The organism is Burkholderia seminalis DSM 23518 (assembly GCF_902832885.1).
GTDB classification, from domain to species: domain Bacteria; phylum Pseudomonadota; class Gammaproteobacteria; order Burkholderiales; family Burkholderiaceae; genus Burkholderia; species Burkholderia seminalis.
This window is the reverse complement of record NZ_CADFDK010000005.1, coordinates 93,536-111,961: the sequence shown is the minus strand read 5'-3', so window position 1 is coordinate 111,961 and position 18,426 is coordinate 93,536. Positions and strand designations below refer to the sequence as shown.

General features: G+C 68.3%; 20 protein-coding genes and 1 tRNA gene. 8 read left to right on the top strand and 13 right to left on the bottom strand.

Annotation, left to right across the window (positions count from 1 at the left end; all coding sequences use genetic code 11):
• The 6 genes from urtB to hemN all read right to left on the bottom strand — a co-directional run bounded on the left by urtB (position 1) and on the right by hemN (position 6,229).
• Positions 1-1,620 (bottom strand): urea ABC transporter permease subunit UrtB, encoded by a 1,620-nt coding sequence (gene urtB / locus HWX00_RS17570; protein ID WP_034187300.1) that lies wholly within the window; start codon positions 1,618-1,620, stop codon positions 1-3.
• A 113-nt stretch (positions 1,621-1,733) separates the two neighbouring features.
• The gene (gene urtA / locus HWX00_RS17565; RefSeq protein WP_049033581.1) at positions 1,734-3,041 is read right to left on the bottom strand and encodes an urea ABC transporter substrate-binding protein; all 1,308 of its coding nucleotides are present in this window, start codon (positions 3,039-3,041) and stop codon (positions 1,734-1,736) included.
• Positions 3,042-3,408: 367 nt separating this feature from the next.
• A complete protein-coding gene (locus HWX00_RS17560; protein WP_034187302.1) occupies positions 3,409-3,732 on the bottom strand; it encodes a rhodanese-like domain-containing protein in 324 nt (107 codons plus the stop codon).
• A 14-nt stretch (positions 3,733-3,746) separates the two neighbouring features.
• Positions 3,747-4,403, bottom strand: a complete 657-nt coding sequence (locus HWX00_RS17555; protein WP_175027361.1) for a protein-L-isoaspartate O-methyltransferase family protein — start codon at positions 4,401-4,403, stop codon at positions 3,747-3,749.
• Between the two features lie 104 nt (positions 4,404-4,507).
• A complete protein-coding gene (locus tag HWX00_RS17550; RefSeq protein WP_006488573.1) occupies positions 4,508-4,765 on the bottom strand; it encodes a hypothetical protein in 258 nt (85 codons plus the stop codon).
• A 72-nt stretch (positions 4,766-4,837) separates the two neighbouring features.
• Positions 4,838-6,229, bottom strand: coding sequence for an oxygen-independent coproporphyrinogen III oxidase (gene hemN, locus HWX00_RS17545; RefSeq protein WP_175027362.1), 1,392 nt, complete (start codon positions 6,227-6,229; stop codon positions 4,838-4,840).
• A gap of 176 nt (positions 6,230-6,405) precedes the next feature.
• Between hemN and HWX00_RS17540 the strand changes: the two genes are divergently transcribed.
• The 3 genes from HWX00_RS17540 to HWX00_RS17530 all read left to right on the top strand — a co-directional run bounded on the left by HWX00_RS17540 (position 6,406) and on the right by HWX00_RS17530 (position 8,214).
• On the top strand, positions 6,406-6,726 hold the full coding sequence (locus tag HWX00_RS17540) for a YkgJ family cysteine cluster protein (RefSeq protein WP_034187459.1): 321 nt from the start codon (positions 6,406-6,408) through the stop codon (positions 6,724-6,726).
• Entirely contained in the window at positions 6,723-7,304 is a 582-nt protein-coding gene (locus HWX00_RS17535) for a DUF1439 domain-containing protein (RefSeq protein WP_034187305.1), read from the top strand. Before HWX00_RS17540 ends, HWX00_RS17535 begins: the two co-directional genes overlap by 4 nt.
• A 79-nt stretch (positions 7,305-7,383) precedes the next feature.
• Complete coding sequence (locus HWX00_RS17530) at positions 7,384-8,214, top strand: undecaprenyl-diphosphate phosphatase (protein ID WP_034187306.1); 831 nt, start codon at positions 7,384-7,386, stop codon at positions 8,212-8,214.
• Positions 8,215-8,303: 89 nt separating this feature from the next.
• Here the strand turns inward: HWX00_RS17530 and trmB are convergent, their stop codons facing one another.
• On the bottom strand, positions 8,304-9,071 hold the full coding sequence (trmB, locus tag HWX00_RS17525) for a tRNA (guanosine(46)-N7)-methyltransferase TrmB (RefSeq protein ID WP_059557183.1): 768 nt from the start codon (positions 9,069-9,071) through the stop codon (positions 8,304-8,306).
• 134 nt (positions 9,072-9,205) lie between these two features.
• Positions 9,206-9,280, bottom strand: a tRNA-Gly gene (locus tag HWX00_RS17520).
• Positions 9,281-9,576: 296 nt separating this feature from the next.
• Here HWX00_RS17520 and HWX00_RS17515 point away from each other — a divergent pair.
• Entirely contained in the window at positions 9,577-9,921 is a 345-nt protein-coding gene (locus HWX00_RS17515) for a cupin domain-containing protein (RefSeq protein WP_034187308.1), read from the top strand.
• A 341-nt stretch (positions 9,922-10,262) separates the two neighbouring features.
• Entirely contained in the window at positions 10,263-11,429 is a 1,167-nt protein-coding gene (locus tag HWX00_RS17510; RefSeq protein WP_175027363.1) for a mandelate racemase/muconate lactonizing enzyme family protein, read from the top strand.
• 3 nt (positions 11,430-11,432) lie between these two features.
• On the opposite strand, the gene HWX00_RS17505 is transcribed toward HWX00_RS17510, so the two are convergent.
• The 3 genes from HWX00_RS17505 to HWX00_RS17495 form a co-directional block, all read right to left on the bottom strand.
• Positions 11,433-12,059 carry a LysE/ArgO family amino acid transporter gene (locus HWX00_RS17505; RefSeq protein WP_034187310.1) on the bottom strand — a complete coding sequence of 209 codons (627 nt, stop codon included), beginning with the start codon at positions 12,057-12,059 and terminating at the stop codon, positions 11,433-11,435.
• A 108-nt stretch (positions 12,060-12,167) separates the two neighbouring features.
• Positions 12,168-12,359: an SMR family transporter gene (locus HWX00_RS36840; protein WP_244131177.1), complete on the bottom strand. Its 192-nt coding sequence runs from the start codon at positions 12,357-12,359 to the stop codon at positions 12,168-12,170.
• Between the two features lie 271 nt (positions 12,360-12,630).
• Complete coding sequence (locus tag HWX00_RS17495; RefSeq protein WP_034187311.1) at positions 12,631-13,569, bottom strand: LysR substrate-binding domain-containing protein; 939 nt, start codon at positions 13,567-13,569, stop codon at positions 12,631-12,633.
• Positions 13,570-13,739: 170 nt separating this feature from the next.
• On the opposite strand from HWX00_RS17495, the gene HWX00_RS17490 reads away from it, so the two are divergent.
• The 3 genes from HWX00_RS17490 (at position 13,740) to scpB (ending at position 17,153) form a co-directional block, all read left to right on the top strand.
• On the top strand, positions 13,740-15,062 hold the full coding sequence (locus HWX00_RS17490) for an MFS transporter (protein WP_124607808.1): 1,323 nt from the start codon (positions 13,740-13,742) through the stop codon (positions 15,060-15,062).
• 61 nt (positions 15,063-15,123) lie between these two features.
• Positions 15,124-16,347, top strand: coding sequence for a CaiB/BaiF CoA transferase family protein (locus HWX00_RS17485; RefSeq protein ID WP_059557175.1), 1,224 nt, complete (start codon positions 15,124-15,126; stop codon positions 16,345-16,347).
• The gene (scpB, locus tag HWX00_RS17480) at positions 16,344-17,153 is read left to right on the top strand and encodes a methylmalonyl-CoA decarboxylase (protein ID WP_034187314.1); all 810 of its coding nucleotides are present in this window, start codon (positions 16,344-16,346) and stop codon (positions 17,151-17,153) included. Before HWX00_RS17485 ends, scpB begins: the two co-directional genes overlap by 4 nt.
• A gap of 28 nt (positions 17,154-17,181) precedes the next feature.
• Here the strand turns inward: scpB and HWX00_RS17475 are convergent, their stop codons facing one another.
• Positions 17,182-17,724, bottom strand: a complete 543-nt coding sequence (locus tag HWX00_RS17475) for a chromate transporter (protein WP_034187315.1) — start codon at positions 17,722-17,724, stop codon at positions 17,182-17,184.
• Positions 17,721-18,338 carry a chromate transporter gene (locus tag HWX00_RS17470; protein ID WP_175027364.1) on the bottom strand — a complete coding sequence of 206 codons (618 nt, stop codon included), beginning with the start codon at positions 18,336-18,338 and terminating at the stop codon, positions 17,721-17,723. Before HWX00_RS17470 ends, HWX00_RS17475 begins: the two co-directional genes overlap by 4 nt.
• Between the last annotated feature and the right edge of the window lie 88 nt (positions 18,339-18,426).

Genomic DNA, 18,426 nt, shown 5'->3' with positions numbered 1-18,426 from the left:
TCAAGCCTCCGCGCTGCGGCCCTTCGGGGCGAACATGCCCTGCGGGCGTTTCTGGATGAACAGCACGATCATCACGAGCACCGCGATCTTCGCGAGCACGGCGCCCCAGAACGGCTCGATCGCCTTGCTCGCGAGGCCGAGCCCGAAGCCGCCGAGCACGGTGCCGGCGATCTGCCCGACGCCGCCGAGCACGACGGCCATGAACGAATCGATGATGTAGTTCTGGCCGAGGTCGGGGCCCACGTTGCCGATCTGCGACAGCGCGCAGCCGCCGAGGCCCGCGATGCCCGCACCGAAGGCGAACGCATAGGCGTCGACGCGTGCGGTCTTCACGCCGACGCACGCGGCCATCCGGCGGTTCTGCGTGACCGCGCGCACGAACAGGCCGAGCCGCGTCTTCGTCAGCACGGCCCACGCGACGAACACCACCGCGAGCGCGAATGCGAGGATCGCGAGGCGGTTGTACGGCAGGATCAGGTTCTGCATCACCGTCACGCCGCCGCTCATCCACGATGGATTCACGACCTGCACGTTCTGCGCGCCGAACAGCATGCGCGTCGCCTGGATCAGGATCAGGCTCACGCCGAACGTCGCGAGCAGCGTTTCGAGCGGGCGGCCGTACAGGTGCCGCAGCACGAGCCGCTCCAGCACGATGCCGACGAGCGCGGCCGCGACGAACGACGCGGGCACGGCGACGAGCGGATACCAGTCGAACGCGCCGGGCGCGTAGCGCTGAACCAGCGTCTGCACGACATAGGTTGCGTACGCACCGATCATCAGGAACTCGCCGTGCGCCATGTTGATCACGCCGATCAGCCCGTACGTGATCGCGAGGCCGAGCGCGGCGAGCAGCAGCACGCTGCCGAGCGACAGGCCCGCGAACAGCGTGCCGACGATCTCGCCGCGGCGCTGCAGCGAGTGCAATGCGTCGAGCCCTTGCTGCGCGGCGTCGCGCACGCGGGCGTCGGGTTCCGTGTAGCTGCCGTCGGCATTCTTCGCGACGAGCGGGCGGAGCTGTTCGATCATGTCGAGATCGCGGCGCGCGGCCACCACCTGCACGGCTTCGAGGCGCTTCGCCGGATCGGCGTCGTGCAGCGCGGAGATCGCCCACAGCGCGTCGAGGCGGCGCTTCAGTGCGGGATCGGTTTCCTTCGCGCGGGCACGGTCGATCATCGGCTTGAGCGCCGGATCGGGCGATTTCAGCAGCGCATCGATCGCGTCGCGTCGCGCGGCGACGTCGGGCGATGCGAGCGCGAGGCCCGACAGCGCGCCCGCGATCTTCGTGCGCAGCAGGTTGTTCAGCATCACGGGCTGCGCATCGCCGGCCGGCGTCGCGGCCTGCGTGAGCGCATCGTGCGCGGTGTCGCCGGTCTGGATCAGCAGGCGGCCGTCGCCGGTCGCGAGCGCGTCGCCGCTCGACAGTGCGTTGAGTACCGTAACCGCGCGCGGATCCGTGTCGGCGGCGAGGCGCTCGATCGCGGCCGTCTTCGCGTCGAAGTCGTCGCCGGCGAGCGCGGCGGTATCGGCCGCCGTCAGCGCGAACGCGGCGCGCGGCAGCATGCCCGCGAGGGCGGCGCACGCGACGATCGCGACGGCGGCTCGGCGAAAGCGTGTAGGCATCGGGAGATCCTGTCGGCGTAGGGAGGCGGATTCACGCACCGATGGGCCGGCCGGCGCATCGGTGCATGCGTGCGAGCGGGGCAGCGCGTCGGTGTGCGTGCCCCTGCATCGCGTCAGGCCAGCGCCGTGCGCTGCCGGCGCAGGAACGCCGGGATCGAGCTGACGACGTCGGGCTTGCCCTGGTTGCCGGCGATGAACGGGCTCCACGGTTGCGCGCGCACCGCCGTCTTCGTCTTCCACACGACGTTGAACTGCCCGTCGCCGCGGATCTCGCCGATCATCACCGGCTTGTGCAGGTGATGGTTGCCGTCCATCGTGAGCGTGAAGCCCGACGGCGCGGCAACCGTCTGGCCGATCATCGCGACGCGCACCTTGTCGACGTCGGTGCTCTTCGCCTTCTCGACCGCCTGCTTCCACATGTGGATGCCGACGTAGGTCGCCTCCATCGGGTCATTGGTCACGCGCTTCGCGCCGCCCGGCAGGTTGTTCGCCTTCACCCAGGCGGCGAACTGGTCCTTGAATTTCGTGTTGGTCGGGTTCTTGACCGACATGAAGTAGTTCCATGCGGCGAGATGGCCGACGAGCGGTTTCGTGTCGATCCCGCGCAGCTCTTCCTCGCCGACCGAGAACGCGACGACCGGCACGTCGGTCGCCTTGATGCCCTGGTTGCCGAGTTCCTTGTAGAACGGCACGTTCGAGTCGCCGTTGATCGTCGAGATCACGGTCGTCTTCCCGCCCTGCGAGAAGTTCTTGATGTTCGCGACGATGGTCTGGTAGTCGCTGTGGCCGAACGGCGTGTAGACCTCCTGAATATCGGCGTCCTTCACGCCTTTCGATTTCAGGAATGCGCGCAGGATCTTGTTGGTCGTGCGCGGATACACATAGTCGGTGCCGAGCAGGAAGAAGCGTTTCGCGCCGCCGCCCTCCGCGCTCATCAGGTACTCGACGGCCGGAATCGCCTGCTGGTTCGGCGCGGCGCCCGTGTAGAACACGTTGCGCGACATTTCCTCGCCTTCATACTGCACCGGATAGTAGAGCAGCCCGTTCAGTTCCTCGAACACCGGCAGCACGGACTTGCGCGACACCGACGTCCAGCACCCGAACACGCACGCGACCTTGTCCTGCGTGAGCAGCTGGCGCGCCTTCTCGGCGAACAGCGGCCAGTTCGACGCGGGATCGACCACCACCGGTTCGACCTTGCGGCCCATCACGCCGCCGCTCTTGTTGATGTCGGCGATCGTCATCAGCGCGGTGTCCTTCAGCGACGTCTCCGAGATCGCCATCGTGCCCGACAGCGAATGCAGGATGCCGACCTTGATCGGACCGGTGCCGGCATCGGCCGCGTGCGCGAACGGGCTCTTGCCCGCCAGCGCGAGCGCGCCGGCCATCGAACCGAACTTCAACAGACTGCGACGTTTCATCGGTATCCCCTTGTCGTGTTGGTTGTGCGTGCGCCGTGGCGGCGCCGGCCTTCCTGTAACGCAAGGCATGTGCCAGTCGCACGGATGCACGCCGGGCGTGCCTGTGCGGGGCGTTACCGGGCGTCGGGATGGTGCGGATGATGCGTCGCGCAGCAGGTGCGGTCCGTTGCGGTGCAGACGCGTGGGCGCAAATGGTGCACGGTCGGCCGGGGCGCGGTGCCTTTGCCCGCCGGCGGCGCATGTGGAAGGGAACGAAGCGGAGCGGAAAACAGAAACGGGCACGCGATGCGTGCCCGTTCGGCGGATCAGTGCGGCCGGCGGCAGCGGGCCGGCCGGCGGGGCGGCGCATGATGCGCCGCCGGACAGGTCAGTAACGCGGCACGGACGGATCGACGTCGCGCGACCACGCGTCGATCCCGCCTTGCAGGTTGTACAGCTTCGTGAAGCCGCGCGATTCGAGGAACATCGCGACCTGCGCGCTGCGCATCCCGTGATGGCACACGCAGACGATTTCCGCTTCGTCGTCGAGCTCCTCGCTGCGCGCGGGGATCTGCTGCATCGGGATCGACACGCTGCCGGCGATCTGCGCGGTCGCGATTTCCCACGGCTCGCGCACGTCGAGCACGACCGGCGCGGGGCGTGCCGAATCGCCGAGCCATTCCGCGAGCATCGCGGGCGTCAGGATCTGCATGGAGGCTCCGCCGCTCAGAACTTGAAGCGCGACGGCTCGATCGCGTTGACGAGGTGGTCGATGTACGTTTCGAACACGTCGGCGACACGATACTGCTTGTCGTCGATGCGCGTGATGATCTGTGCCTTCATCACCGGACGGCCGCCGACGAATGCCGACAGGCGGCCGCCGATCTTCAGCTGCTCGAGCATTTCCTGCGGCACGACCGGCAGGCCGCCCGCGACGCAGATCACGTCGTACGGCGCCTTGGCCGCCCAGCCGCGCGAACCGTCGCCGAGCACGACTTCCGCGTTGGTCACGCCGTCGTTGCGCAGATTGTCTTCCGCGAATTTCGCGATCGCCGGATCGATTTCGACGGCCGTCACGTGCTGCGCGCGATGCGCGAACAGCGCGGCCAGGTAACCGGAGCCCGCACCGATCACGAGCACGTTTTCGTGTTTCTTGACGGTCAGCTCCTGCAGCACGCGCGCCTCGACGCGCGGGAACAGCATCTTGCTGGTGCCGCCGGGCAGCGGCAGTTCGAGGTCGGCGAACGCGAGATCGCGGTATTCGGCCGGAACGTAGTTTTCACGCTTGACGATCGACAGCAGGCCCAGGACGTCCAGATCCAGCACGTCCCACGGACGGATCTGCTGTTCGATCATGTTGAAACGCGCGTTTTCGATATTCATGGTGTGGTCACGCAGCCTGGTCGGCCATCAGCGGGGATAGAGAAACTTCGTGATTGTACCAAACGGGGCGGCCGCGAAGCCTTCAGGCGGCCTGCAACAGACCTTTACCCCTTGCTCTTCTTGATCTGCGCCTCGAATGCGAGGTCGAGCTTGCTCGCCTTGCGCGGCTTTTTGGGGCCGAATTCGTCGACGAACTTGACGAACTCGTCGAGCGGCAGCGGCTCGCAGCGCTTTTCGGCGGTGCCGCCGGAACGGTCGACGAGATAGAACAGGCCGCCCGCCATCGCGACGGCCGCGAATTGCGGGTTGCCGGAGCGGGTCTTCAGGCGTTCGACCGCGTGGGTCGCTTTGGTGGTGCGCATCGTGCGGGTTCTGGCGGAGCGTAAGCCCCACACTGTATCAAACCGGCCGCCCGCGTGCGGCCGGCGCGGGTGTCAAACGGTGCGCGAGTAGCGCTGCCGCGGCATCTGGCCCAGGTATGCGTCGAACGCCATCGCGATATTGCGCACGACCATCCGGCCGGCCGGATGGATCGTCAGGCGGTCGCGCGCGATCGTCAGCAGCCCGTCGCGCTCGAACGGGCGCAGCGCGTCGAGTTCGCGCGCGAAATGATCGGTGAAGCGGATGCCGTGCGCGGCCTCGACATGCGAGAACGGCAGCGCGAGGTTGCACATCAGTTGCGTGATCACGTCGCGGCGCAGCCGGTCGTCGGGCGTGAGTCGCACGCCGCGCGCGATCGGCAGCCGGCCCGCGTCGAGCGCGGCGCCGTACGCAGGCAGGTCCTTCGCGTTTTGCGCGTAGACGTCGCCGACCTTGCCGATCGACGACACGCCGAAGCCGACGAGATCGGTGTCCGCGCGCGTGCTGTAGCCCTGGAAATTGCGCTGCAGCGTGCCGTTGCGCTGCGCGCGCACGAGTTCGTCCGACGGCCGCGCGAAGTGGTCCATCCCGATGTACACGTAGCCGGCCGACGTCAGCATGTCGATCGCGAGGCCGAGCAGCGCGATGCGCGCTTCCGGCGGCGGCAGCGCCGCGTCGTCGATCTGCCGCTGCATCTTGAACAGGTGCGGCATGTGCGCGTAGCCGAACACCGACAGGCGATCGGGCGCGAGCTCGATGATCGTCTCCAGCGTGCGCGCGAACACGGCGACGGTCTGGTGCGGCAGCCCGTAGATCAGGTCGACGCTCACCGAATGAAAGCCCGTCGCGCGCGCGGCGGCGAGCAGGTCGGCCGTCATCGCGCGCGGCTGGACGCGGTTGATTGCCTGCTGGACGGCCGGGTCGAAATCCTGCACGCCGAGGCTCAGCCGGTTGAAGCCGATCGTGCGCAGATGCACGAGCGTCGCGGGCGTGACCGTGCGCGGGTCGATCTCGATCGAGAACTCGGCATCGGCGTCCGGCGCGAGCGCGAAGTGCTCGCGGGTGGCCGCCATCAGTTCGGCCGTTTCGTCGTCGGACAGGAAGGTCGGCGTGCCGCCGCCCCAGTGCAGCTGCGTGACGGGGCGGGACGGATCGAACAGCGCGGCCTGCAGCGCCATCTCGCGCTTGAGCTGGTCGAGATACGGGCGGGCGCGGCGGCGGTTGTTGGTCGCGATCTTGTTGCAGCCGCAGTAGAAGCACGCGGTGTTGCAGAACGGGATGTGGACGTACAGCGACAGCTCGCTCGACGACGCGCCGGGGTCGCTGGCCGCGCGTACGTAGTCGGCCGGGTCGAAATCGTCGCGGAACTGCAGCGCGGTGGGGTACGACGTATAGCGCGGCCCGTTCGCGCCGTATTTCGCGAGCAAATCGGGACGGAATATTGTGTCGGCAGAACCAGAACTCATGACGGTCTCGCGCTTTTTAGATGCTTTCGAGTATATAAACACGCGATTCGGCTGCATTGTGTAATAACGTCGCAGCCGACGATGGCACAATGCGGGGTGGGGCAACCGGGCACCGCGTCCGGTTGCCGCGCCGTTTTCGTTGTCTGTCGTGTCGAGAGAGCCGAGTGTCCGTCGAATTGCCTGTCCGCCCGGCGCCCGCCGACGTCCCGCCGCCGCATGCGTGCCGCGAGGGCTGCGGCGCGTGCTGCATCGCGCCGTCGATTTCCAGCCCGATCCCGGGCATGCCCGGCGGCAAGCCGGCCGGCGTGCGCTGCGCGCAGCTCGGCGACGACCTGCGCTGCATGATCTTCGGCCGGCCCGAGCGGCCCGCGTGCTGTTCCGGGCTGCAGCCGTCCGCCGACATGTGCGGCGCGTCGCGCGACGACGCGCTCGTGTGGCTCACGCGCCTCGAGGCCGCGACGCGGCCGTCGGCGCCTACAGGAGAGCGTTCAGCATGACCGTACCTCGCGCGCCCGGCCGGCGCCGTTTCCTTGCCGCCTCCCTCGGCGCCGTCGGCGTGTGCGTATCGCTCGCCGCGTGCGCGTCGACGTTCCCGTTCATCCCCGATCACTACACGTTCTCGCGCGGCGACGTGCAGAAAGCCGTCGGGCGCAAGTTCCCGTACCAGAAGACGGTTGCGCAGGTGGTCGACGTGTCGCTCGCGAACCCGAACGTCAACCTGCTGCCGGACCAGAACCGCGTCGCGGTGCAGCTCGACGCGCATTTCGCGAGCCCGTTCCTGCGCGCGCCCGTCAGCGGCAAGTTCACCGTGTCGGGCCAGCTCGCGTACGACGCGCCGAGCCGCTCGGTCGTGCTGAAGGCACCGGCCGTCGACAGCCTCGTGCTCGACGGCGACGCGCAGATGTACGCGCAGCAGGTCGGGGCGGCCGCCGGCCTGCTCGCGACGCAGTTGCTGACCAATTACCCGATCTACACGTTCAAGCCCGAGCAACTGCAATTTGCCGGGGTGAACTACGAACCCGGTACAATTACGATCCTTACAAACGGCATACGCGTGGCGATCGTCGAAAAGTGACGACGGACCGCGCGCGGCCGGGCGGGCCGCGCGTGGAAGAGTGGCCCTTTCTTTCGACCTTTTCGGAGTTGGGCCACGGATGGACTGGATCCTGATCTGCAAGGCATTGATCCTCGGCGTCGTCGAGGGGCTGACGGAATTCCTGCCGGTGTCGAGCACCGGCCACCTGATCGTCGCGGGCAGCTTCCTGAATTTCAACGATTCGCACGCGAAGACGTTCGACGTCGTGATCCAGTTCGGCGCGATTCTCGCGGTCTGCTGGGAATACCGGCAGCGGATCGCATCCATCGTGTCCGGGCTGCCGAGCCGGCCCGACGCGCGGCGCTTCACGCTGAACGTCGTGATCGCGACGATTCCCGCGATCGCGCTCGGCCTCCTGTTCGAGAAGAAGATCAAGGCCGTGCTGTTTTCGCCGGTGCCCGTCGCGTTCGCACTCGTCGTGGGCGGCGCGATCATCCTGTGGGCCGAGGCGCGGCAGCGCGAACGCAGCGAGCCGCCGCGCGTGATGTCGGTCGATGCGCTGACGCCGCTCGATGCGTTCAAGGTCGGCATCGCGCAATGCTTCGCGCTGGTGCCCGGCATGTCGCGCTCGGGCTCGACGATCATCGGCGGGATGCTGTTCGGCCTCGACCGGCGCGTGGCCACCGAGTTCTCGTTCTTCCTCGCGATTCCGATCATCTTCGGCGCGACGCTCTACGAAACCGTCAAGGACTGGCAGGCGTTCACCGTCGATTCGCTCGGCCTGTTCGCGCTCGGGCTCGTCGCGGCGTTCGTCAGCGCGTTCGTGTGCGTGCGCTGGCTGCTGCGTTATGTCGCGACGCACGATTTCACGGTGTTCGCGTGGTACCGGATCGCGTTCGGGTTGTTCGTGCTGCTGGTCGGTTACAGCGGCTGGCTGAACTGGGCGTGAGGCGCGCGCCGGAATCCGGCGTGCGGGCATGAAAAAACGGCCCGATCGGCAATGCCGGTCGGGCCGTTTTTTCTGGGCGGAGCGGGGGCTTAACCGGCGCGCTTGCGGAACACCAGGTCCCACACGCCGTGGCCGAGCCGCAGCCCGCGCCGTTCGAACTTCGTCACCGGGCGGTAGTCGGGGCGCGGTGCGTAGTCGGCGGCCGTGTTCTCGAGCGTCGGCTCCGCGCCGAGTACTTCGAGCATTTGCTCCGCGTAGTTCTGCCAGTCGGTCGCGCAGTGAATGTAGGCGCCGGGCTTCAGGCGCGACGCGAGATGCGCGACGAGCGGCGGCTGGATCAGCCGGCGCTTGTGGTGGCGCGCCTTGTGCCACGGATCGGGAAAGAAGATGTGCACGCCGTCGAGGCTTTCCGGCGCGATCATGTGCTCGAGCACTTCGACCGCGTCGTGCTGGATGATGCGGATGTTCGGCAGGTCCTGCTCGCCGATCAGCTTCAGCAGCGCGCCGACGCCCGGCTCATGGACTTCGACGCCGAGGAAGTCGTCGCCCGGGCGGTGCGCGGCGATTTCCGCGGTCGACGCGCCCATCCCGAAACCGATCTCGAGGATGCGCGGCGCGTTGCGGCCGAAGATCGCGTTCCAGTCGGGCAGTTCCGGCGCATACGGCACGACGAAGCGCGGGCCGAACTCGTCGAGCGCTCGGCGCTGGCCGGTCGACACGCGGCCGGCGCGCGTCACGAAGCTGCGGATGCGGCGGCGGTGCAGCGGATTGACGTCGTCGGCGCCTTCGGCGGCTTCGTCGGAAATGGCGTCGTCGTGCGGCGGCAGGCCGGCTTCGTTCGGATCGTCGTGCATCATCGGTGACAGAGAAAGGCTCGGTTGCGGGCGAGGGCCCGTTGTGCGCGGCAGTGCGCCGGGCGATCCGGCACATGGTACAAAAAAGCCGCCTTCGACGAGGCGGCTTTTGCGCAGGCTGCGATGCAGCCGAAAACTGGAGCGGGCGATGGGAATCGAACCCACGTCATCAGCTTGGGAAGCTGAGGTAATGGCCATTATACGACGCCCGCAGAACGCGTAATTCTACAAGGTTTGGCGACGACGTGGCAAGTGAGGTTGTTTGGGCGGCTGGCAAACGACTTTGTGTACCGCGACGGACACCTATCTCGATGCACCGTCCACGCGGCAGATCAGCCATTAAGTGAGGCGGTTCCGTGGCACCCAGACCGGACGAAACCCGCCGGCGGCGTGCCTCTACCAGCCGATGTCGAAAATGGACGAGTCGGTGTCGGACGCATACAAGCCCGGGCAAGGCTTTCGAACTAACGTGACAGGTCTCTTACACGATCGTCAGTCTGGAGCCGACATGTCCGATTTCATCACCGTTCTGCGCAAAACCTGCCCGACGCCTGTCCTTGATGCGACCAAGTGGAAGCGCATCGGCGGCGATCCGCACACCGTGAACCTCAACGCGTACGTCTCGAAGGACGGCAGCAAGATCATGGGCACCTGGATCTGCACGCCGGGCAAGTTCGAGGTGAACTACGAGAAGTGGGAGTACTGCCACTTCCTCGATGGGTACTGCATCATCACGCCGGAAGGGGAGGAGTCGGTGCACCTGAAGGCCGGCGACGTGTTCGTGATCGAACCCGGCATGAAAGGGACGTGGGAAGTGGTGGAGACGGTGCGCAAGTACTTCGTCTTCGCCTGAGCGGGCGGTCGATTCGACCCGGCCCACGCATACCGTCATCGCCCTGCATCCTCGCGGCTCACCAAGCCGCGAGGAGCAAACGAGGACTCCGGCTCAATCAATGAATGCCGATCCGGTCCGGAAATAGCGCGCCGAGCGTGGCAAAAGGCTCGGCGCGCTCTGCTATTCGGCTGCAACCCGTGACGAATGCGACGCGCGGTTGTCCGGCGATAACGCGACGACGGTCGCCGCCGGTCCCGCACGCTGTTACGCAAACCCCTAAGATGCAGCGATCCGCCCATCGATTCCGCTGCAGCGCATGAACCATCCGCCTGCGCCGGACGCCTCTCCGGAGCCCGACCATGCGCATCACCGCCATCCACGAGCGCGCGATTCCCGTGTCGCGTTATGCCGATCCCGCGATTCCGTCCGGTGGCCTGACGACGAGCGCCGTCGCGGTCGTGACCGACGTCGTGCGCGACGGCCGCCCGGTGACGGGCTACGGCTACGCATCGATCGGCCGCTTCGCGCAGGGCGGTTTGATCCGCGAACGGTTCGCGCGGCGCCTGCTGGCCGCCGCCGATACCCTCGCCGACGATACCGGCACGAACCTCGACCCGTTCCGTGCATGGCGCGCGATGATGGCCGGCGAAAAGCCCGGCGGCCACGGCGAACGTTGCGTCGCGGTCGGCACGCTCGACATGGCGATCTGGGACGCCGCCGCGAAAATTGCCGACCTGCCGCTCAGTCGTTTTCTCGCCGACCGGCTCGAACGCACGGCGGCAACCCGCGTGCGCGTGTATGCCGGCGGCGGCTACCGCTATCCGCATGACGATCTCGCGCGCCTGTCGGACGAGATGCGTCGTTTCGCCGATCTCGGCTACACGCGTGCGAAGATCAAGATCGGCGGCGCGGATCTCGACCAGGATCGACGCCGCATCGAGGTCGCCGCGGCGCACCTCGTGGACAGTTCGCATCTCGCGGTCGACGCGATGAATACGTATGACGCCACGACGGTCGGCGCGGCCGCCGAGATGCTCGCACCGTTCGATCTCTGGTGGTTCGAGGACGTGTGCGACCCGCTCGACCTGCCGCTTCAGGCGGACCTCGCCGCACGATACGCCCCGCCGATCGCGGCCGGCGAAACGCTGTTCTCGCTCGCGGAAGCGAAGCTGCTCGAGCGCTATGGCGGTTTGCGCCGCGATCGCGACGTGCTCGTGTTCGATCCCGTGCACGGCTACGGGCTGCCGGGCTATCTGCAGATCGTCGATCACTTCGTGTCGCGCGGCTGGCGGCGCGATGCGTTCTGGCCGCACGGCGGCCATCTGTTCTCGCTGCACGTCGTCGCGGCGCTCGGTCTCGGCGGCGCGGAAGTCAGCCCGTTCGCGTTCCATCCGTTCAGCGGATTGGCCGACGGCGAAACCGTCGACGCCGGATACGCACGCGTGCCGCAGGTGCCCGGTATCGGTTTCGAACTGCATGTCAACGCGCACGATACATTCCGCGCGATCCCGGTATCCGGTCGCTGAAACCTAAAGCGCATCGATCGCGAACCGAATCGCGAAGCCGAGCATCATCACCGCGACGAAGCCGTCGAGCACACGCCACGCGAGCGTGCGAGCGAACCAGGCACGGCACGCGCGTGCGCCATAGGCAAGCATCAGGAACCAGACGAGCGAAGCGGTCATCGCACCGATTGCGAACGGCGCGCGTGCGGACGGCGCATGACTCACGATCACGGTGCCGAGCAGCAGCACGGTATCGATCCACGCATACGGATTGAGCAGCGAAACGGCGGCGGTGGCGAGCACCGTGCTCGACCGCGTGGGTTCGGTGGCCGAGCGTGGACCCGTGACGTGTTCCGGCTGTCGTCGCCGGATCGCCGAGCGCAACGCGAGCAGGCCGTAACCGGCCAGATACGCGATGCCGGCCCACAGCGCGGCCGACACGACGCCGGGATGGCGCGACAGCAACGAAGACAACCCGCGCGCGCCGAGCGCGATCAGCAACGCGTCGCTGCCTGCGCAGACGAGGGCGATGGAGAGCAGGTGAGGGCTCGAGAGCGAGCGCTTGATGACGAAGGCGTCCTTGGGGCCGACCGACGTGAACAGGCCGGCGCCAAGCAGCAGGCCTTCGAGGAAGGCAGAGGTGTCGAGCACGAGCGGGCCGACAACCTCTTAAGCTGAACCGGTGATGGTTACGATGTGAGCAACGTTAAGGGGTGCCGGGGGGCGTTGTCAATGCCGCGCCGGGCGCCTGCGCGCCGATCACCGCGCCGCTGCATCGCCGAGGTTGAGCGCGACGAGCGCGCAGACGGTCAGCGCGAGGCCGGCGAGCTTCAGCGACGACACCCACTCGTCGACGCAGACGATGCCGATCACGGCGGTGGCCGCGGTGCTGGCGGCGGCCCAGCTCGCGTACGCGAGCCCCAGTTCGAGCCGCTTCGTCGCGAGCGCCATCAGCCATACGGCGCAGGCATAGCAGGCGATCGTGAGCGCAGACGGCAGCGGGCGGGAAAAACGGCCGAGAATTTCAGGCCGACGGAGCCGAGCACTTCGGTGAGAACACTGACGCCCAGCAGAAACCAGGCAGACTGGGACGGGGACACGAACGGCCTCCTTCCCCCGACGCTTATACCGAGCGGCGAGGAGAAGCGGAGGTGTCAGCGGTCCGCCCATGAAAGGAGCTTGGTACGTGCGGTGGGGCCGCACTAAGCAAGCGCGGCACGGGTCACGTGCGATCGCTGCGATCGTTATTGCCGGCCGCCCACTCCGGCCGCTGCCCGAGCGTGTCGAACAGCCGGACGATCTCGCCCTTGACCTTCTGCACCGCGTTGCTGACGAGCGCCGTATCGTGCCAGCACAGCGACAGGTCGCGCGCGAACAGCCGGTGCGCGACCGTCGACAGCTTGAGCTTGCGTTCCTCGATCTCGACGTGCGCGGCCGTCCACGGCAGGATCGTCACGCCGAGCTGCGCCATCACGGCCGCGAACAGCAGCCCGGTCGAACTCGCCTCGAAGCTGATCTCGTACGACAGCCCGGCCTCGCGCATTGCCCAGTCGACGCGGTTGCGGATCGTGTTCGGCGCGCTCGGCAGCACGAGCGGCATCCGCGCGATCGCGTCGAGCGGCACCGGATCGTCCGGCACCTGGAATTCGGGCCACGTGATCAGGTACAGCGTCTCCGTCAGCAGCCGGTGGACCGCGATGCCGCGCGTGTCGACCGCATCGACGACGATCGCGAGATCGAGCCGCGCGCGTTCGAGCAGCGTGTCGAGATCGGCGCTCGGCGCCTCGATCAGCTCCAGCATGATGCCCGGGTAGCGGTCGCGCACCGCGCGGGCGAGCGGAATGGCCAGCACGCGCGCGGTGCTCGACGGCATGCCGACCGTCACGCGGCCTTGCGGCGTGTCGGCGTCGCGGCGCAGCAGCTCGCGCGTGCCGTCGGCCTGGCGCAGCAGGTCGAGCGCGTGCTGATACAGCGTGCGGCCGGCGGCGGTCGGCGCGACGCCGCGCACGCTCCGCTCGAGCAGTTGCATCCCGAGATCCTGTTCGAGATTGCGCATCTGCTGGCTCACCGCCGGCTGTGCGACGTGCAGCGCCTCGCTCGCATGCGTGACGTTGCCACATTCGACGACCTTCACGAAATAGCGCAACTGTCTCAAGTCCATCGCCGCCGTCTCCCGATTCGAGTCATAAGCCAATCCGATCGAGCAAGATGAATATCATATTTTTCCGCGATCGATCGGGTTTCTATACTCGTCTCACAAAAGAGCCCGACTGCCGGCCATTCCGGACCGGACGCGGCGAACGTGCCGGCCCTGCCGGCAAGGAGACGAAGATGTTCAAGGCGATCGACGCGCCGGCGGCCGGCGCGAAGCCGCGGCGCACGCCGCTCACGCGCGAGCAGGTGAAGGGCTTCTGGGCCGTCTACGCGGGCTGGGTGCTCGACGGCGTGGATTCGGTGATCTACGCGCTCGTGCTGATTCCCGCGCTGACCGAACTGCTGCCGGCGTCCGGCATCGCGGCGACGCCCGCGAATCTGGGGATGTACGGGTCGATCCTGTTCGCGCTGTTCCTGATCGGCTGGGGGCTGTCGTTCGTCTGGGGGCCGCTCGCCGACCGCTTCGGCCGCGTGCGCACGCTCGCCGCGAGCATCCTGATCTACTCGGTGTTCACCGGCGCGGCCGCGTTCGTGCACGACGTATGGGCGCTGGCCGCGTGCCGGCTGATCGCCGGGATCGGCGTCGGCGGCGAGTGGGCGCTCGCGGGCACCTACGTGGCCGAGAGTTGGCCGGAAGACCGCCGCAAGATGGGCGCCGGTTACCTGCAGACGGGCTACTACTTCGGCTTCTTCATCGCCGCCTGCCTGAACTACACGATCGGCGCGACCTACGGCTGGCGCGCGATGTTCCTGTGCGGTCTGGCGCCCGCGCTGCTCGCGGTGTTCACGGTGATGCGCGTGAAGGAGCCCGGGCAGTGGCGTCGGCACGACGCGCGCGACGGCGACGTGGCCGACGCGCGGCGCGCGCACCCGCTGCGCGAGATCTTCGCGCCGGCGTTCCTGCGCCGCACGCTGACGAGCGCGAGCCTCGTCGGCGTCGCGATCGTCGGGCTGTGGGCCGGTTCCGTCTACGAGGCGAGCGCGGTCAGCACGCTGGCGGCGCGCGCGGGCATCGATCACGTCGGCGCGCTGCGGCTCGCGTCCGTCGGTGCGGCGATCCTGTCGTGCGCGACGATCGCCGGCTGCCTGGTCGCACCGTGGCTGTCGGAACGGCTCGGCCGACGCACCGCGCTCGGCGTGTATTTCGCGGGAATGGCGGCCTCGATCGTGTTCGCGTTCGGCTGGGCGTTCTACCAGCCGAACGGGCTGGCGGCGTTCATGGTGTCGCTCGCGTTCCTCGGCTTCTTCGGCGGCAATTTCGCGATCTTCTCGTTGTGGCTGCCCGAGCAGTACCCGACGCGCGTGCGCGCCACCGCGTTCGCGTTCAACGCGTCGGTTGGCCGCTTCATCGGCGCGGGCGTGAACTTCCTGCTCGGCGCCGCGATTCACGGCTACGGGTCGCTCGGCGTGCCCGTCGCGTGGACGGCGGCCGCGTTCGGACTCGGCATCCTGATCCTGCCGTTCGCGGTCGAAACGCGGCATCAGACGCTGCCCGAATGAGCGCCACACGCGCGTCGTTCGCTTCCACGCCACACCCAGTCATCAATATCAGGAGTCCGGAATGCAGGCATTGAAGGGAATCAAGGTCGTCGATCTGAGTCGCGCGCTGTCAGGGCCGTTCTGCTCGATGGTGCTCGCCGATCTCGGCGCCGACGTGATCAAGGTCGAGTCGGGGCCGCACGGCGACATGAGCCGCGCATGGGGGCCGTTCGATCGCGGCGTGAGCACGTACTACCTGTCCTGCAACCGCAACAAGCGCGGTATCTGCGTGGACTTCCGGCAGCCGGCGGGCCTCGACGTCGTGCGGCGGCTGATCGCGCAGGCCGACGTCGTGATCGAGAATTTCAAGGCCGGCACGATGGATGCGATGGGGCTCGGCTACGCGGCGCTGAGCGCGCATGATCCGCGGCTCGTGATGGGCAGCGTCACCGCGTTCGGCCCGCGCGGCCCGCTGCGCGACTGGCCGGGCTTCGACCAGATCGCGCAGGGTTATGCCGGGCTGATGAGCCTCACCGGGTTCGCGGACGGCGAACCGACCCGCACGGGTACCGCGATCGGCGATCTCAGCTCGGGAATGTGGGTCGCGACCGGCGTGATGGCCGCACTGTTCGAGCGCGAGCGCACCGGTCGCGGCCAGCATGTCGGCACGTCGCTGCTCGAAAGCCTCGTTGCGCTGCTGAGCGTGCACGGGCAACGCTACCTGAGTCTCGGCGACGTGCCGCGCCGCACCGGCAATGCGCATGCGGTGATCGCGCCGTACGGCGTGTTCGAGACCGCCGACGGGCCGCTCAACCTCGCGCCGATCACGACCGACATGTGGCTGCGGCTGTGCCAGTTGCTGGAGCTGCCCGAGCTGTCGGACGATCCGCGCTTCGCGACCAACGATGCACGCGTCGCGCATCGCGACGAACTCAAGGTGTTGCTCGAAAGCCGGCTGCGCACGCGCGGCAAGCGCGAATGGACGCGGCGTTTCGTCGAAGCCGGGTTGCCGGCCGGGCCGATCAACACGCTCGACGAAGTGTTCGACGATCCGCAGCTCGCGCATTGCGGGCTGGTCGAGCCGGTTGCGCATCCGACGCTCGGCACGCTGCGCCAGGTCGTCACGCCGCTCGGCGGGATGGGCGACGACCTGCCCGCGCCGCGCACGCGCCACGCGCCGCCGCTGCTCGGCGAGCATACGGTCGACGTGCTGCGCGAAGCGGGCTACGGCGACGACGCGATCGACCAACTGCTGGCCGGGCGTGCGATCTTCCAGGCGGAAGCCGTGGCGGAGGCCGTGCAATGACCGCCATGACGAAACACGACAGCGCGTCGACCGTGACGGTCGACATGGTCGGCGAGCGGATCGCGCGCGTGCGGTTCGCGAATCCGGCGCGGCGGCATGCGCTCGACGCACCGTTGCTCGATGCGCTGGTCGCGCACCTCGATGCGCTGGCCGGGCATCGTCCGCCGCCCGTCGTGATCCTGTCGAACGACGGCAGCGGCGACGTGTGGAGCGCGGGGCACGACCTGCGCGAACTGGCCGACGATCGCGATCCGCTCGCCTACGGCAAGCCGCTCGAACGCGCGCTGCGGCGCGTGCGGACCTATCCGGGCGCGGTGGTCGCGGCGGTCGCCGGGTCGGCGTGGGGCGGGGCCGTCGATCTCGTGATGAGCTGCGACCTCGTCGTCGCGGCGCGCGACGCGCGTTTCGCGATGACGCCGGCGAACCTCGGCCTGCCGTACTCGACGAGCGGCCTGCTGCGTTTTTACGACAACCTGCCGATTCACGTGCTGAAGGAAATGTTCTTCTGCGCGCAGCCGCTCGATGCGGCGCGCGCCGCGCATCACGGGCTCGTGAACCGGCTGGCCGAAGCCGGTGGTGTCGACGACGCGGCGCTCGACGTCGCGCGCACGATTGCCGCGAAGGCGCCGCTTGCCGTGCATGCGGTGAAGGAGCAGTTGCGCGTGCTGCAGGACGCGCGGCCGCTGCCTGCCGACGCATTCGAACGGATTGCCGAGTTGCGCCGGCAAGCGTGCGAAGGCGCCGACTTCGACGAAGGGCTGCGTGCGTTTGGCGAGCGCCGAGCGCCGCGGTTTCGCGGCGTCTAGGCGGGTTCGGTCGCGCTGCGGCGGTGCGCTACATGCCGCCGAGCGCGTGCACGCCGACGAGCAGCAACGCGCCGAGCGCGATCAGCAGCAGGGCGTGAATGCGCGTGTAGATCACGCACAGCGTCGACGCCACCGCGATCGCGCGCGCGGCCCAGCCGCCGTCGAGCGCCTGCAGCAGCACCCAGACCGATGCGAGGATCATGCCGGCCGCGACCGGGCGCAGGCCGGCTTCGAGCGCGATCTGCCAGCGCTTGCCCTGGTGCCGCCGCCACAGATGCGCGACGCCGTAGATCAGGAACGCGGTCGGGCCGAACAGCGCAAGCGTCGCGATCACCGCGCCCCAGAAGCCCGCGACCTGCCAGCCGATCAGCGTCGCCAGCAGCGAGCCGGGGCCCGGCGCCATCCGCGCGATCGCGAAGTCGTTCACGAATTGCGTGGCGGTCATCCAGTGATGCACGTCGACGACCTGCCGCTGGATGTCGGCGATGATCGCCTGCCCGCCGCCGATCGTCGCGATCGACAACGGCGCGAATACGCCGAACAGGGCCGCATAACGGGGCGACACGGTCATCGTGTATCGCTCCCGGCCGGTGCCGGTGCCGCGGCCGCGCGGCGGTATTCGAGCGCGACGCTCAGCGTGCCGCCGATCAGCACGGTCCACACGAGCGGCCAGTGCAGCACCGCAACCGACACGAACGTGAGCGCCGTTACCGCGAACGGCAGTGCGCGACGCGGCAGCCGCCGCACGGCGGTGACGGCCATCGAGATCGACAGTCCGATCGCCGCGGCTGCGGCGCCCGCGAGCGCGACATGCGTGAGCGGGAAGCGCGTGAGGGTCGAGAACGCGACGCCGAACAGCACGATCAGCACGGCCGGCGGCGCGATGATGCCGGTGAAGCCGGCCACCGCGCCGCGCCATCCGGCGAGGCGGTAGCCGATCCAGATCGCGAGGTTCTTCACGTTGACGCCCGGCAACGCCTGCGACAGCGCGAGGCCGTTGAGGAACGCCTCTTCGTCGAGCCAGCGCCGCTCGTGGACGAAGTCGCGCATCATCCGCCCGCTCAGTCCGCCGCCGAAGCTGGTCAGGCCGATCTGCGTGAACGCGACGAACAGCGCGAGGAGGCCGGGCGGCGGTGCGTCGCCTGCGGGCGGCGCCGGGGAAGTCGTGGCGGTGGACGGGGGCATCGGGCGGGTAGCGCGTGGCGATCGGACGATCGCCCATGTTACAAGCGGCGCCTGTCAGCAGGCTGACATGGGGCCGGCGCCGGTGCGA